Below are 14,734 nucleotides of genomic sequence, written 5' to 3'. Positions count from 1 at the left end.
CGGCGAACCGCCGCGGTGCGGCGAGGTACCCGTCCGTCTCGGCAGGGGCCGGGCGCGGCCCCGCGCTCAGCGGCGGCTCCCGTACCGCTCGTGCAGCGCGGCAGCCAGCACCGCGTCGCCCCGCGCGGACGGGTGGAAGGGGATGCCGGTGAGGTCGGCGCGCGGGTCGAGGGTGCCGTTCACCCACGGTTCGGGCGAGCACAGCCCGTGCCCGGCGGTGAGCGCGCGCGTGTCGAAGAAGTCGGTGCCGAGCAGCGCGGCCGCCTCGCGCTGGGCGGTGTCGAGCCGGTTCAGGTACTCGGTTACCGCACCGCCGCGGGGTTGCGTGAAGTCGGCGACACCGAGCACGTTGAGGCAGACCGTGTCGCCCGGCGGGAAGAGCTCCGGGTAGCCGACCAGGACGATGCGGGCCGCGGGCGCGTAGTAGCGCAGGTACCGCACGACCTGCTCGATCCGCTCGGCGTAGGCGGGGCCGGAGACCGCGCGGAAGTCGGTGATCCGGCCCTGCGCGGCCGCCTCCCGGTCACAGCCGTCGACCAGGTTGTAGACGCAGGAGACCAGCGATCCCCACAGCGTCTTCGGGTTCTCGCTCCCCCAGGCGTCGTTGAAGCCGAACTGGATCGCGACCAGCGCGGTCTCCGGCCCGAACCCACCGGCCCGATCGGCCTCGACCGCCTCCAGGGCCGGCGTGTAGCCGGTCGCCGACTCCAGCGCGGCGCCCGCGCAGGATTCGTCCAGGAAGTCCGGGGTGCCCGCCACCCCGAGCAGCCTGCTCAGCTGGGTGGGCCACGAGGTGGCGCCGCGCACGCACTCCGCGGCGTCCCAGTGCACGGCGTTGGCGGCGAACGAGTCGCCGAGCACCACCAGGGTGCTGCCGCGCGCCGGCGGGGCGGCGGCCGCCGGGTGCGGCAGCGCGAACGCCGCCGCCACCGCGACGGCCGCGAGAAAGACCTTCACCCCGCCACCGTGGCCCGGTGCGGGCCGCGCCCGCCCGCGTTCGGCGGGACGTGGCCGCAACCGCCTAGACCACCGGCTCCTTGACGAGCTGGATGTAGGCGGCGCCGCTGTCGAGCACCCGCGGCTGCTTCCAGACCTCGATCGGGAAGCTCACCATGACGACGGACTGCCCGAGGTGCACCAGCGCTTTGGCGTCGTCCGGCATCGAGGCGAGCGGGAAGCGCGCGTCGACGTAGACCATGATGTCCTCGAGCCGCGCCATGCCGGCGTCGTAGAGCTCCTGCATCTCGTCCATGGTTGAGGCCAGCCGCTTGGCGTAGCGCTCCTCCTCGGTCGGCAGGCACCAGTCGCTGAACCGCTCCAGATCGGCGAATTCCTCGGGCAGCTTAGACATTGGCGCGATCCTTTCCGTTGGTGGCGGCGGCGGCCGTGCCGTTCTGCTCGGCCTTGAAGCGGTCCACGTACTGGTGGGCGGTCATGTGCAGGTGGCGGAGCAGGATCTCCTGGTCGCAGAGCGGGAAGTCGGTGACGACCCGGGTGCCGATCTGCGTCTGCGTGGCCTCGAGGGTGTTCGCGTCCTGGAACGCGTACTCCTTGAAGGTCACCGCGGCGAGTTCCTGGGACAGCCGCTCGCGCAGGTTCTTCGGCGGGACGAAGTACAGGTCCGCCTCGAAGATGTGCTTGTCGACCGCGGTCGGCCAGTAGTTGTAGGTGAGGTACCAGCCCGGCGCCCAGAACAGCAGCGTGAAGTTGGGGAAGAACTCGAAGGAGTCGGTGCCCCAGGACTTGTGCCTGCCGGGGTTGATGGCAGGCGGCAGCTCGTCGGGCTTGATGCCATCGATGTCGGGCCGGTCCCACGGCCCGAACAGCCCGCTGTGCAGGATCCGCTCGATCGGCTTGACCATGCCGAGGTCCTTCGGCGGCGACATGCCGCCCCAGGACGAGACCATGGAGTGGTCGCCCTTGATGTCGTAGGCGAGCGCCTCGAAGCCGAACTTGGCCAGCTTCTCCGCCTCCTCCCGCTCCGCCTGCTTCATGTGCAGGATCGGCGCGTGGTAGAACTCGGTGAAGGCGTCGATGAAGAGCTTCCAGTTGGCGTTGATCTCCGAGCGGTAGCTGTAGTGCTCGGTCATCTCGTGGTACGGGTAGCCCTTGAGCCCCTGGCCGAACTCGCCGAGGTACTCCTCCAGCGGCTCCGCGTTGTCGTCGAGGTTGACGAAGATGAACCCCTCCCAGACCTCGCAGCGCACCGGGACCAGCCCGTACTGGTTCTTGTCCAGGTCGAAGAACTCGCCCTCCTGCTGGACGAAGGTCAGATCACCCTTGAGGCTGTACCGCCAGGCGTGGTACTTGCAGGTGAACTGGCGGCAGACGCCGGACACCTCCTCGCCGGGGTAGTCGTTCCACACCAGCTTGTTGCCGCGGTGCCTGCACATGTTGTAGAAGGCGCGCACCACATTCTCGGTGTCCTTGACGATGATCAGCGAGGTGCCCGGACCGGCCGAGGGGAGCTCGCGGGTGACGTAGCTGCCCTTCTTCGGCAGCAGCTCCACGCGCCCCATCTGCAGCCAGGTCTTCTTGAAGATGGCCTGCTGCTCGAGCAGCCAGTGCTCGGGGTCGACCGAGTCGTTGTAGTTGACGGGAGCCGTGCCGAGTTCGGGCCAGTTCTCGGTCCAGGTACCCGCCTCGGGCTTCGGGAAGAAGGGCATTTGTCGGTCTCCTCTAATACTGGCAGTGGCCGTCTCCGCTACGAGAATAGCATTCTCATATCTGAACAACAGACTTTCACCCCGCGGGCGAATCGTCAACCACCACTGTTGCCCCGGTGCCGCGGGCACGCCGAAGGGCCGATCGGGTTCCCTCCGCCGAGGAGGGCCCGACCGGCCGTTTTTCGCGCGCTGAGAGCTAGGAGAGCCCGAGGTCCCTTGCGACGATCATCTTCATCACTTCGCTGGTCCCGGCGTAGATCCGGGCCACGCGGGCATCGGTGTAGAGCCGGGCGATCGGATACTCCATCATGTAGCCGTACCCGCCGAACAGCTGCAGGCAGCGGTCGACCACCCTGGCCTGGGTCTCGGTGCAGAAGAGCTTCACCCGGGCGGCGTCGGCGCCGGAGAGCACGCCGTCCACCAGGTCGAGCACGGCCCGGTCGATCATGGTCTGCGCCGCCTCGACCTCGGCGCTCATGGCGGCCAGCTCGAACTTGGTGTTCTGGAACGAGGCGACCGGGGTGCCGAAGGCCTTGCGCTCCTTCGTGTAGTCGATGGTGGCGGCGATGGCGGCGCGCGCCTGGGCGACCGAGCCGACGGCGACGGTGAGCCGCTCCTGCGGCAGGTTGTGGCCGAGGTAGCCGAAGGCGGCGCCCTCTTCGCCGAGCCGGTTGCGGGCGGGCACCCGGACGTCGGTGAAGGAGAGCTCCATGGTGTCCTGCACCTTGCAGCCCATCTTCTCCAGCTCGCGGCCGCGCTCGAAGCCGGGCATGCCGTCCTCGACCACCAGCAGGGTGAGCCCGGCACGGCGGTTCTCCGGGTCCGTCGAGGTGCGCGCGACCACGATCACCAGGTCGGCGAGGAGCCCGCCGGTGATGAAGGTCTTGGCGCCGTTCAGCACGTACTCGTCGCCGTCCCTGACCGCGCTGGTGCGCATGCCGGCCAGGTCGGAGCCGGTGCCCGGCTCGGTCATGGCGACGGCGGTGAGCAGGGTGCCGTTCGCCAGCCCGGGGAACCAGCGCGCCCGCTGTTCGTCGTTCGCGTACTCCAGGAAGTACGGCAGGATGACGTCCAGCTGGGTGCGGACCGTGCCGAGCGTGACCTGCGCCCGGTACGCCTCCTCCTGCAGGATCACGTTGTAGCGGTAGTCGCGCAGCCCCGCTCCCCCGTGCTCCTCGGGCAGCGCGATGCCGAGCATGCCGAGCTCGCCCATCTCGGCGAAGAGCTCGCGCGGCAGCTTGCCGTCCTTCTCCCAGCCGACGTAGTTCGGCACCACCTGCTTCTCCACGAAGGTCCGCACCAGTTCGCGGAAGGACTCGTGGTCGGGGGTGAAGAGATCGCGGCGCACGGTCAGCTCACCAGCTCGACGACGGTGGCGTTGGCGGTGCCGCCGCCCTCGCACATGGTCTGCAGGCCGTAGCGGATGCCGTTGTCGCGCATGTGGTGCAGCATCCGGGTCATCAGCACGGCGCCGGAGCCGCCGAGCGGGTGGCCGAGCGCGATGGCGCCGCCGAGCGGGTTGACCAGGGCCGGGTCCGCGCCGGTTTCGGCGATCCAGGCCAGCGGGACCGGGGCGAACGCCTCGTTCACCTCGAACACGCCGATGTCGCCGATGCCGAGGCCGGTCTTGCGCAGCACCTTCTCGGTGGCCGGGATGGGGCCGGTGAGCATGAGCACCGGATCCGAGCCTGCTACGGCACCCGCGTGGTAGCGGGCCAGCGGGGTCAGGCCGAGCTCGCGGGCCTTCTCCGGGGTGGTGAGCAGCAGGGCGGCGGCGCCGTCGGAGATCTGCGAGGAGTTGCCCGCGTGGATCACGCCGTCTTCGCGGAAGGCGGGTTTCAGCCCGGCCAGCTTCTCGACGGTGCTGCCGCGGCGGATGCCCTCGTCCGCGGTGATGCCGTCGACCGCGACGATCTGGTCGGCGAAGGCCCCCGCGTCCTGGGCGGCGGCGGCGCGCTCGTGCGAGAGCACGGAGAACTCGTCCACCCGGGTGCGGTCGAAGCCCCACTTCTCGGCGATCAGCTCGGCGCCGATCCCCTGGTTGAACTCGAAGCCGTTGTAGCGGGCAAGGGCGCGCGGCCCGTACGGCGCGCCGCCCGCCTTGGCCGCGCCGAGCGGCACCCGGCTCATGGACTCGACCCCGCCGGCGACCACCACGTCCTGCTGGCCGGAGAGCACCGCCTGCGCGGCGAAGTCGAGGGCCTGCTGCGACGATCCGCAGGCGCGGTTCACCGTGGTGCCGGGGATGCTCTCCGGCCAGCCCGCGGCAAGCACCGCGTACCTGCCGATATTGCTCGACTGGTCGCCCACCTGGGAGACGCAGCCCCAGATCACGTCGTCCACCAGGGCCGGGTCCAGCCCGGTGCGCTCGGCGAGCGCGTTCAGCACGACGGCGGAGAGGTCGGCCGGGTGTACCCCGGACAGGCCGCCGTTGCGCTTGCCGACGGCGGTGCGGACCGCTCCGGCGATGACTACCTCGGGCATGTTCAGCTCCCGTTCTCGGGGCGGATCGGCGGGCGGTGGATGGTCCACCGCCCGGTGAATCGCGGCTCCCGTCGTTCGGCGAACGCGGCGAAGGCTTCCGGCGCGTCCGCCGTGGCGAAATTGAGGCCCTGGGCGCGGGCCTCGGCGCTGAGGGCCTGGCGCAGGGTGTGATCGGCGCCCTCGTGCAGGAGGGCTTTGGTCTGGGCCAGTGCCACCGGGGGGCCCGCGGCCAGTCGGTGCGCGAGCTCGTCGGTGAAGGGGTCGATCTCGGCGTCGGGGACGACCCAGGTGACGAGGTTGAGGGCTTTCGCCTCGGTGGCGTCGATGGTTTCGGCGAGCATGGTGAGGCGTTTGGCCTGCTGCATGCCCGCCAGTTTGGGAAGGAGCCAGGAGCCGCCGAGGTCCATCGTCAGGCCGCGCTTGGTGAAGACCTGGGCGAAGGTCGCCGATGCGGCGGCGACCACGAGGTCGCAACCGAGCGCCAGGTTCCAGCCCGCGCCGATGGCCGGGCCGGTGACCTTCGCGATGGTCGGCAGTGGCAGTTCGTTCAGGAGGACCGCCACGTCCGTGAGGGCGCGCATGCGGTAGATGGGGTGGGCGTTGTCGGGGACCGAGATGTCGGCGCCCGAACAGAATGCCGAGCCCGCGCCCTGGAGTACCAGAGCCCGCACGGTGCGGTCGGTCGCCACCGTGCGGAAGGCGTCGGCCAGGGCCTGCCAGAGCTCGGCGTCGATGGCGTTTCTGCGGTGCGGGCGGTTCAGGGTCAACGTCCGGACGCCGTCGTGGTCGTCGGTCAGCAGGACGGCGCCGTCCGGGCTGCTCACGGGGTGGCCTCGGCTCGGGACTCGCCGCCGATGACCGCCGACGACCGCAGGGTCGCTATCTCCCCCGCGTCGTAGCCGAACTCGGCGAGGACCGTGTCGGTGTGTTCACCGAGGCCGGGGACCGGGTTCATCGGGGGGTCGAAGCCGGAGAGGATCGCGGGGGGCAGCAGGGAGGGGATGGGGCCCGCGGGGGTGTCGATCTCGCGCCAGCGGTCGCGCTGGACCAGCTGGGGGTGGTTCAGGACCTCGCTGGGGCGGTTGTACCGGGAGTTGCCGATCCCGGCGGCGTCGGCGACGCGCTGGATGTCGGCGAGGTCGTGCCGGGCGCACCAGGCGGCGATGGCTTCGTCGAGTTCGGCGCGGTGCCCGGTGCGGCCGGGGTTGGTCCGGAAGCGGTCGTCGGCGGCGAGGTCGGGGCGGTCGATGACGGCGGTGGCGAGGCGCTGCCATTCGCGGTCGTTGGTGGTGCCGAGGACGACGGTGCGGCCGTCGCGGGTCGGGTAGGCGCCGTACGGCGCCACCGCGGGCGAGCTCATCCCCAGCGGCAGCTGGTCGATGCCGGAGTGCCTGGCGTAGGTCAGGTGGTACCCCATCATCTCGGCCATCGTGTCGAACAGGCTCACCGCGATACTCGCGCCGCCGGCTGCCGCGCCACCACGAGCACGGTCCCGCTCGTACAGCGCGGCGAGGATGGACAGTGCGGCGTACAAACCCGTGGTCACGTCGGCCATGGGCGGCCCGGGTTTGGCGGGCGCGTCGGCGGTGCCGGTCACCGCGCACACCCCGGACTCCGCCTGCACGAGCAGGTCGTAGGCCCGCTTGTGCGAGAGCGGTCCACCGGCCCCGAACCCGTCGATCTCCACCGAGATCAGCTCCGGGTACTTCTCGGCCAGCTCGGCCGAGGACAACCCGAGCCGCCCGACCGCACCCGGCGCCAGATTCGACACCAGCACGTCGGCCTCGGCGAGCAGCCGGTGCAGAACGGCGACGCCGGCCTCGGATTTGAGATCCAGCGCCACCGACTCCTTCCCCCGGTTCACCCAGACGAAGTGCGCCGCCTGCCCGAGCACGACGTCGTCGTAGTGCCTGGCGAAATCCCCGCCCGCCGGGTTCTCCACCTTGATCACCCGCGCCCCGAAGTCGGCCAGCGTGCGGGTGCACATGGGCGCCGAGACCGCCTGCTCCAGCGCGACGACGGTGACGCCCGCGAGCGGCCCCATCAGATCACCGTGCCGCCGTCCACCGGCAGCACCTGCCCGGTGATGAACGACGCCGCGTCCGAGGCGAGGAAGACGAACGCCCCCGCGACCTCCTCCGGCTCGGCCCAGCGGCGCAGCAGGATCCGGTCCAGCATCGCGGGCGCGAAGCGGTCGTCGGTGCGGATGGTCGCGGTCATCGGGGTGGCCGCCAGCGGGGCCAGCGCGTTCACCAGGATCTGCTTGCGCGCGAACTCCTTCGCCAGCGACTTGGTGATCCCGATGATCGCCGCCTTGGCCGCCGAGTAGTTCACCTGCCCCAGCGTGCCGACGAGCCCGGCCGCCGAGGTGACGTTGATGACCCGCCCGGTGCCGTCGGTGGCCAGGAAGGGCAGCGCCCCCTGGGTGACGTTCACCGTGCCGAGCGCGTGGATCTCGAAGAGCTGGCGCACCGACTCCGCGGTGGTGTCCTTGAACATGGCAGGCGCGGTGACGCCCGCGTTGTTCACCACGATGTGCAGCGTGCCGCCGGTGAGCGCGGCGGCGCGCTCACCCGCCTCGCCCGCCGCGTCCCGATCGGTCACGTTCAGCGCGAAACTCGCCGCGGTGCCGCCGTTTCCCGTAATCTTCTCGGCAACCGCGGCTGCCGCGGCACCGTCCAGGTCGGTCACCAGCACCGCCGCGCCCGCGGCGGCGAGCGCCTCGGCCACCGCCGAGCCGATGCCGCCGGCCGCGCCGGTCACCAGGGCCGAACGGCCGGTGAGGTCGAACAGGTTGCGCTGCGCCATCAGTAGCTCCTCGGCAGTCCCAGGCCGTGCGTGCCCAGGTAGTTCAAGATCATTTCTTGGCTCACGGGGGCGATCCGCATGACGCGCGCCTCCCGGAAGTAGCGGGCGACGTGGTACTCCTCCGAGTACCCCATGCCGCCGTGGGTCTGCAGCGCGCGGTCGGCGGCGGTGAAGCCGGCGTCGGCGCACAGGTACTTGGCCGTGTTCGCCTCGCGGCCACAGGGTTTGCCGTTGTCGTAGCGCCAGGTGGCCTTGCGGAGCATGAGCTCGGCGGCGTCCAGGTGCGCCAGCGAGTCGGCGAGCGGGAACTGGATGCCCTGGTTCTGCCCGATCGGCCGGTCGAAGACGACCCGCTCCTTGGCGTAGCGCGCGGCGCGGTCCAGCGAGACGCGGCCGAGCCCGAGCGCCTCGGCGGCGATCAGCATCCGCTCCGGGTTCAGCCCGTCGAGCAGGTACCGGAAGCCCTGCCCCTCCTCGCCCACCCGGTCCTCGACCGGAACCCGCAGGTCGTCGATGAAGAGCTCGTTGGAGCTCACCGCGTTGCGGCCCATCTTGGCGATCGGCCGGATGTCGACGTGATCGCGGTTCAGGTCGGTGAGGAACAGCGTCATGCCGTCGGTCTTCTTGGTCACCTCGCTGTAGGGCGTGGTGCGGGTGAGCAGCAGGATCTTCTCCGACTCCAGCGCCTTGGAGATCCACACCTTGCGGCCGTTGATCACGTAGTGGTCGCCGTCGCGCCTGGCCGAGGTGGTGATCCGCGGCGTGTCCAGCCCGGCCCCCGGTTCGGTGACGCCGAAGCACACGTGCAGGTCGCCCGCGGCGACCCGGGGCAGGGTGCGCTGCTTGAGCTCCTCGGAGCCGTGCACGACCACCGGGTGCATGCCGAAGATCGACATGTGGATCGAGCTGGCGGCGTTCATGCCGCCGCCGGAGCGGGAGACCTCCTCGGCGAGCAGCGTCGCCTCGGTGATGCCGAGGCCGTGCCCGCCGTACTCCTCGGGGATGGTGATGCCGAGCCAGCCGCCGCTCGCGATGGTCTCGTAGAACTCCGTCGGGAATTCGTGCGCCCGGTCCTTCTCCATCCAGTAGTTGTCGTCGAATTTGCGGCACAACTCGGCCACCGACGACCGGATCAGCTGCTGATCCTCGGACAGTTCGAAGTTCATTCCTTCGGACACTGTGCACCTCCACTTCTCGTCGTGCGGGTCGAACGCACGCCGGTGCGGGAGGCCGATCCAACCTCCCGCACCGGCGGCTTCGACCGGCGATCGTCCATCCGGCGCGCTACCCCTGTGCCTCCCCAGTCGAGGCGGGCGCGCGCGGACGAGCGCGGGTCGCCCGGGTGCCGTGGCACCGGGTCAGAGCGACGCCGAGTTCACCGGCGTCGGCGCCGCATCGTCGAGGCGCGTCTCCCCCGCCACCCGGTGCCCGAGCGCGTCCAGGTCGTAGGACTGCCTGGCGAGCCAGAAGCGGAGGAAGTTGGTGATCGAATAGCGCAGGAACAGCGCGGAACCCACGATGGTCGCGGCCACGCCGCCGAGCGCGAGGGTGATGGCGTCGCGCTGCGCCAGCGGGTCGGTGGTGCCGTGCGCGAGGAAGTACGAGATCACCGCGACGGCGAGGCCGAGCCCCATGAGCACGACGCCGGTGCGCAGCCAGAGGCCGGAGCGGCCCGCGGCCGGGTCGGGGATCTTGAGTTCCTGCAGTTCGCGGACGAAACGGTCCGCGCGGGTTTCGGTCATGGGGTGTGACTTCCTAGGTAGAGGGCGGCCAATTCGTTGCGGATTCCGTCGTCCGGGTGGCCCTGGCGCACCACCCGGCCGCGCACCAGCACGGCGGCGTGGTCGGCGATGTCGAGCACGGCGGCGGCGAACTGCTCGACCACGAGCACCGCGACGCCCTGCCGCGCGATCTCCGCGACCTCCTCGTACAGCCGGCCGACCACCAGCGGCGCCAGCCCCATGGAGAGCTCGTCGAGCAGCAGCACCGCCGGGTCGGTGACCAGGCCGCGGGCCAGCGCCAGCATCTGCTGCTCGCCGCCGGACATGGTGCCCGCCAGCTGGTTCGCCCGTTCGCCGAGGATCGGGAAGCGGCTGAACGCGATCTCCTCGATCTCCGCGCGGGGGCGCCCGGTGAAGGTCATCATGAGCAGGTTGTCGCGCACGGTCAGGTTCGGGAAGACGCCGCGCCCCTCCGGGATCAGGCAGACGCCCGCCCTGGCCAGGTCGCGCGGGTTGGCGCCGGTGACGTCGCGGCCGCCGAGCAGCAGCCTGCCCGCGGCGGCCGGGTGCGTGCCGGAGATGACGCTGAGCGCGGTGGTCTTGCCCGCGCCGTTCGGCCCGAGCAGCGCCACCACCTGTCCGGCCCGCACCTCGAGGTCGACGCCGTGCAGCACGGTGATGGCGTCGTAGGCGGCCTTGACGCCGTCCAGGGCGAGCAGCGGCGCCGGTCCGGAGCCGTTGGCCGACACGGCCTCCGCCGTGAATCCGGTGGTCATACTTCCCCCAGGTACGCGGCGAGCACGGAGGCGTCCGAGCGGACCACCGCGGGCGGGCCGGAGGCGATGATCTTGCCGAGATCGAGCACGTAGAGCTCGTCGCAGACGTTCATGACCAGCCCCATGTCGTGCTCGACCAGCAGCACCGCGGTGCCGTCGTCGGCGAGCGAGCGGAGCAGCCCGGCGAAGCGGTCGGTCTCGGTGTGGTCCTGGCCGGCGGCGGGCTCGTCCAGCAGGATCAGGTGCGGCCTGGCCGCGATGGCCCGCCCGACCTCGACCAGCCGCGCGGTGCCGGTGGGCAGCTCGTCGGCCGAGTGGTCGGCGACGTGGTGCAGCGCGAGCCGCTCGATGATCTCGGTGACCACCTGGGCCGCCTTGCGCTTGGCCGGGCCCAGCTCCGCGGCGACCAGCAGGTTGTCCCGCACGCTCAGCCGGCCGAAGAGTTCGAGCCGCTGGAAGGTGCGGGCCAGCCCGTGCTTGGCGCGGCGCGCGGGACCGAGCTTGGTGACGTCCTTGCCGCCGATCGCGACGCTGCCGGTGGTCGGGTTGCGCAGGCCGCAGATCACGTCGAACAACGTGCTCTTGCCCGCGCCGTTCGGGCCGATCAGCCCGGTGACGGCGCCGCGCTCGGCGCGCAGCCCGGCGCGGTCCAGCGCCCGGTTGCCGCCGAACACCACGGTCACGTCGTCAACTTCCAGTAGTGACGGCACGGTCCAGCACCTCCTCGTCCTCGGTCTTGAACGGCCGTTTCACGCCCCACCACTCGACCGGAACGACCGCCGGATCCGGGGCGGGCCTGGTGCGCGAGCTGTGCCAGACCCGGGCGGCGATCAGCGCGAGCACGACGCCCCCGGTGAACTCCCAGCCGTCGATGGTCTCCAGCAGCCGCAGCCCCCAGAGCCCGAGGATCACGGCGATGAGCAGCGGGGCGACCAGCCGGTCGCGCAGCATCGGGAACCACTCGCGGCGCAGCGGGGTGATCGCGCCATCCTTGAGCACGCCGCCGCCGAACAGGATGCCGCCGAGCGAGGGCAGCACCTGCGAGAGGTTGAGCAGCCCCGGCCAGAGCACCGGGATGACGTTCAGCGGCCCGGCGAAGACCAGGCCGGTGAAGAGCCCGGCGCCGACCGCGCCCAGCCCGGCGATGGTGACGATCAGGAAGATCGGCAACCCGGCGACCAGGTTGAACTGCTCCGGCGCCACCGCGCTGATCTGCATGCCGTAGAGCGCGCCGCCGAGCCCGGCGATGGCCGCGCTCAGCGCGAAGACCAGCACCCGCGCGACCAGCAGGTTGCCGCCGAGCGTGGCGTAGGCGGCCTCGCTGTCGCGCAGCGCGATCAGCCTGCGGCCGTACTTGCTGCGCCGCAGCAGCGCGATCCCGATTCCGACCAGGGCCAGGCAGACCGCGGCGAAGACCGTGATCCCCGCTGTGGTCTCGACCTTCAGCCCGAACAGGTCGGGGCCGACGATGGAGACCGAGCCCTGGTCGAACAGCGAGATCTTCACCCCGAACAGCTCGAACGAGGGCAGCGTGAAGATCCAGCGGTCAAGGATCACCGCGAAGGCGGCGGTCGCCAGCGCCATGTAGACGCCGGAGAGCCGCAGCGCCGGGATCGCGATCACCGCCCCGACCACCGCGGTGATGCCCATGGCGGCGAAGAGCGCCCACCACTGGCCGTCCGGCCCGAGGTGCCCGTAGGCCACCGCGCCGATCCCGGCCAGGCTGAGCTGGCAGAGCGAGATCTGCCCGGCGAAGCCGAGCAGCGGCACGTAGGAGAGCGCGATCATGCCCCAGGCGAACATCGCCCCGTAGGTGATCAGGTCCGGCTCGCTGAGCATGCTCGCGAGCATCAGCCCGAGCACGACCACCGCGGCCGCGAAGGCGGCCGAGCCGCCGAGGGTGGGCAGCGGCACCGCGCCGAGCTTGCGGTCCCGCCCGCGAAGCCGGCCGTGCGGGAAGACGAGCAGCGCCAGGAAGAGCAGCAGCGCGGGCGCCGCCAGCCGGAGGCCGGGCAGGTACTCGTTCTGCGGCAGGTAGCCGGTCAGGTAGCTCTCCAGCAGGCCGACCACGACCGCGCCGAGGAACACCATCGGCAGGTTGCGCAGCCTGCCGAAGATCGCCGCGGTGTAGGCGGAGACGATGAGCAGCGAGAGCTGCGCGGCGTCCAGGGTGACCGTCGGCGCGATCAGGATGCCGCCGATGGCGGCCAGCTCGATACCGAGGATCCAGGCGATCCGATTGGCCTTGCGCGGGTCGGCGCCGGTCAGCCCGACCAGCGCGCGGTCGTCGACGGTGGCCCGCATCTCCGCACCGGTCCTGGTGCGGGTCAGCAGCACGCGCAGCCCGACCGCGACCACGATCGCGACGATCATGGTGAGCGCCTGGTGCCAGGTGAGCGTCACCACGCCGAGGTCGATCGACGACTTGTCCGCGAAGAACCGGGGCAGCGAACGGGATTCGTTCGGATTCCAGATCCAGCGGGCCACCACGATGAGCCCGCTCAGCAGCGCGATCGTCATCACCAGCTTCTCGGCGTCACCGAGCCCCTGGGTCGGCGCGAGCGCCTTGCCGAAGAGCAACCCGAAACCGGGGGCGAAGACCAGCAGCACGGCGGCAAGGGCCAGCGGCACCGGCCAGCCCCAGCCCACCGAGAGCTGCCAGTACACGAACGCCGAGACCATGCCCGCCGCGCCGTGCGCGAAGTTGAACACGCCGGTCGTGGTGTAGGTGAGCACCAATCCGCTGCCGATGATGGCATAGATCGCCGCGGTGCTGAGACCGACGATCCCGAAGGCGAGGAACTGTTCCATCAGCGCCCGTGCTCCGTCACTTCAGATCGGCGATGCTCTTGCCGACGTCGGCGAGGGTCAGCGGCTTGCCGAAGTCGGCGGTGTACTTGTACGGCGTGAAGCCGCAGTTGAAGACGCCCTCGGTGTTCGGCTTGAAGTCCGCCGGCTTCCAGCCGTCGGGGGTGGCCTGCTGCACGTTGAAGCAGCGCGGCTGCTCGGCGAAGGGCTTGGAGAGGTCGACGGGGGCCTGCAGCCCGCCGCCGGTCCACTTCGTCTCCTTCGCCGCGGTGTTGTAGACGCAGGCGCGGGTCAGGTCGTCGCCGCAGGCGGTGGCCGCCTTGGCGAAGAGCAGCCAGGCGCCGAAGGCCTTGAGCCCCTGGAAGGTGATGTCGCTGTCCGGTGAGTACTGCGCGTACAGATCCTTCAACTGCTGTACCGCGGGCACCTTCGCCGCGGCCGAGAGCGGCGCGGTGTCGGTCAGGTCGGCCACGTTGTTCTGGAAGCCGAGCGAGGTCTTGGCGGCGTCCAGGAAGATCTCGTTGTAGGAGTTGGAGTTCGCGTCGATCCAGTCCAGCTTATAGTTCATGCTGGTCAGCACCTCTTCGAGCTTCGCGAGGTAGCGGAACTCGCCGAAGAAGATGAGCCCCTTGACGTTCGCGGCCTTGATCGCCTGCGCGTAGGGGGTCCAGTCCGGCACGCCGGAGATCGGGTACAGATCGCTGTAGGTGATGGTCGCGCCCGCCGCCTTGAGCGACTCGGTGAGCTTCTCGCCCATCACCTTGGTGATCGGATTGTCACCGTTGATCATGCCGATCGCGCCCTTGGAGTCCGGGTAGGCGGTGTTGATCAGCCAATCCTGGAAGCCGGTGTAGGGGTTCACGTTCTCCGACATCGTCGAGCCCGCGTTCAGCTGCAGGTCCGAGCCGGTGTTCGCGGTCTGGGTGACCTGCGCGGGGAACTCGGGGAGCAGGCAGTTCAGCCGGTCCTTGACGCCGAGCCCGTCCAGCGCGGCGCTGCCGCCGACCAGGAAGAAGTCCTCCCGGCAGGCCTCCAGCATGCGCTGGCGCACCTCCATGAGCTTGGCATCGCGCAGGTTCGTCGAGATCTTGCGGCCGTTGATGCCGCCCGCGGCGTTGCACCAGGAGGTGAAGACCTTGGCGGCATCAACGAAGTCGGGGTTCTTGGTGAAACCGATGTCGGAGAAGACGCCGACCTCGATCTCGGTGTCGGAGACGCCCTGGGCCGACGAGGCCCCGGGGCTGCCCGGCTTGCAGACATCGCTCAGGGAGCCGAAGTCACCGGAGGCTGCCGGGGCGTTGCCACCGCCGGTCGGGGTCTCCTCGCGGGAGCCGCCATCACGACCGCACCCCGCTATCAGGAGCGCGATCGCCATCAGGGCGACGACTGTTCGCTGCGGTTTCACCGTGGTCCTCCTCTGCCGCTGCACTGCAACGGAAACTATCTTCTCAGATTTGGATAATCAATATCT

At 70.5% G+C, this 14,734-nt stretch carries 14 protein-coding genes; all 14 read right to left on the bottom strand.

Going from position 1 to position 14,734, the window contains the following annotated elements:
• Positions 1–66: 66 nt before the first annotated feature.
• The gene (locus LTT61_RS29460) at positions 67–957 is read right to left on the bottom strand and encodes an SGNH/GDSL hydrolase family protein (protein WP_233017268.1); all 891 of its coding nucleotides are present in this window, start codon (positions 955–957) and stop codon (positions 67–69) included.
• 64 nt (positions 958–1,021) lie between these two features.
• Positions 1,022–1,351 (bottom strand): hypothetical protein, encoded by a 330-nt coding sequence (locus LTT61_RS29455; protein ID WP_233017267.1) that lies wholly within the window; start codon positions 1,349–1,351, stop codon positions 1,022–1,024.
• The gene (locus tag LTT61_RS29450) at positions 1,344–2,666 is read right to left on the bottom strand and encodes an aromatic ring-hydroxylating oxygenase subunit alpha (protein ID WP_233017266.1); all 1,323 of its coding nucleotides are present in this window, start codon (positions 2,664–2,666) and stop codon (positions 1,344–1,346) included. Before LTT61_RS29450 ends, LTT61_RS29455 begins: the two co-directional genes overlap by 8 nt.
• Before the next feature lie 196 nt (positions 2,667–2,862).
• Positions 2,863–4,014, bottom strand: a complete 1,152-nt coding sequence (locus tag LTT61_RS29445; protein WP_233017265.1) for an acyl-CoA dehydrogenase family protein — start codon at positions 4,012–4,014, stop codon at positions 2,863–2,865.
• A 2-nt stretch (positions 4,015–4,016) separates the two neighbouring features.
• Positions 4,017–5,150, bottom strand: a complete 1,134-nt coding sequence (locus LTT61_RS29440; protein ID WP_233017264.1) for a thiolase family protein — start codon at positions 5,148–5,150, stop codon at positions 4,017–4,019.
• A gap of 2 nt (positions 5,151–5,152) precedes the next feature.
• Complete coding sequence (locus tag LTT61_RS29435; RefSeq protein WP_233017263.1) at positions 5,153–5,974, bottom strand: enoyl-CoA hydratase/isomerase family protein; 822 nt, start codon at positions 5,972–5,974, stop codon at positions 5,153–5,155.
• Positions 5,971–7,194, bottom strand: a complete 1,224-nt coding sequence (locus tag LTT61_RS29430) for a CaiB/BaiF CoA transferase family protein (protein ID WP_233017262.1) — start codon at positions 7,192–7,194, stop codon at positions 5,971–5,973. The genes LTT61_RS29435 and LTT61_RS29430 overlap by 4 nt, the downstream gene beginning before the upstream one ends.
• Complete coding sequence (locus LTT61_RS29425) at positions 7,194–7,958, bottom strand: SDR family NAD(P)-dependent oxidoreductase (RefSeq protein WP_233017261.1); 765 nt, start codon at positions 7,956–7,958, stop codon at positions 7,194–7,196. The genes LTT61_RS29430 and LTT61_RS29425 overlap by 1 nt, the downstream gene beginning before the upstream one ends.
• Positions 7,958–9,124 carry an acyl-CoA dehydrogenase family protein gene (locus tag LTT61_RS29420; RefSeq protein WP_233017260.1) on the bottom strand — a complete coding sequence of 389 codons (1,167 nt, stop codon included), beginning with the start codon at positions 9,122–9,124 and terminating at the stop codon, positions 7,958–7,960. The genes LTT61_RS29425 and LTT61_RS29420 overlap by 1 nt, the downstream gene beginning before the upstream one ends.
• Positions 9,125–9,316: 192 nt before the next feature.
• Positions 9,317–9,700 carry a hypothetical protein gene (locus LTT61_RS29415; RefSeq protein WP_233017259.1) on the bottom strand — a complete coding sequence of 128 codons (384 nt, stop codon included), beginning with the start codon at positions 9,698–9,700 and terminating at the stop codon, positions 9,317–9,319.
• Positions 9,697–10,455, bottom strand: a complete 759-nt coding sequence (locus tag LTT61_RS29410) for an ABC transporter ATP-binding protein (protein WP_233017258.1) — start codon at positions 10,453–10,455, stop codon at positions 9,697–9,699. The genes LTT61_RS29415 and LTT61_RS29410 overlap by 4 nt, the downstream gene beginning before the upstream one ends.
• The gene (locus LTT61_RS29405) at positions 10,452–11,165 is read right to left on the bottom strand and encodes an ABC transporter ATP-binding protein (protein WP_233017257.1); all 714 of its coding nucleotides are present in this window, start codon (positions 11,163–11,165) and stop codon (positions 10,452–10,454) included. The genes LTT61_RS29410 and LTT61_RS29405 overlap by 4 nt, the downstream gene beginning before the upstream one ends.
• Positions 11,143–13,266 carry an ABC transporter permease gene (locus LTT61_RS29400; protein ID WP_233017256.1) on the bottom strand — a complete coding sequence of 708 codons (2,124 nt, stop codon included), beginning with the start codon at positions 13,264–13,266 and terminating at the stop codon, positions 11,143–11,145. Before LTT61_RS29400 ends, LTT61_RS29405 begins: the two co-directional genes overlap by 23 nt.
• Positions 13,267–13,282: 16 nt before the next feature.
• Positions 13,283–14,668 (bottom strand): ABC transporter substrate-binding protein, encoded by a 1,386-nt coding sequence (locus tag LTT61_RS29395; protein WP_233017255.1) that lies wholly within the window; start codon positions 14,666–14,668, stop codon positions 13,283–13,285.
• Between the last annotated feature and the right edge of the window lie 66 nt (positions 14,669–14,734).

This window comes from Nocardia asteroides (assembly GCF_021183625.1).
In the GTDB taxonomy this organism is placed as follows: domain Bacteria; phylum Actinomycetota; class Actinomycetes; order Mycobacteriales; family Mycobacteriaceae; genus Nocardia; species Nocardia asteroides_A.
The sequence above is the reverse complement of the archived record's forward strand: the minus strand, read 5'-3'. Positions and strand labels throughout refer to the sequence as shown.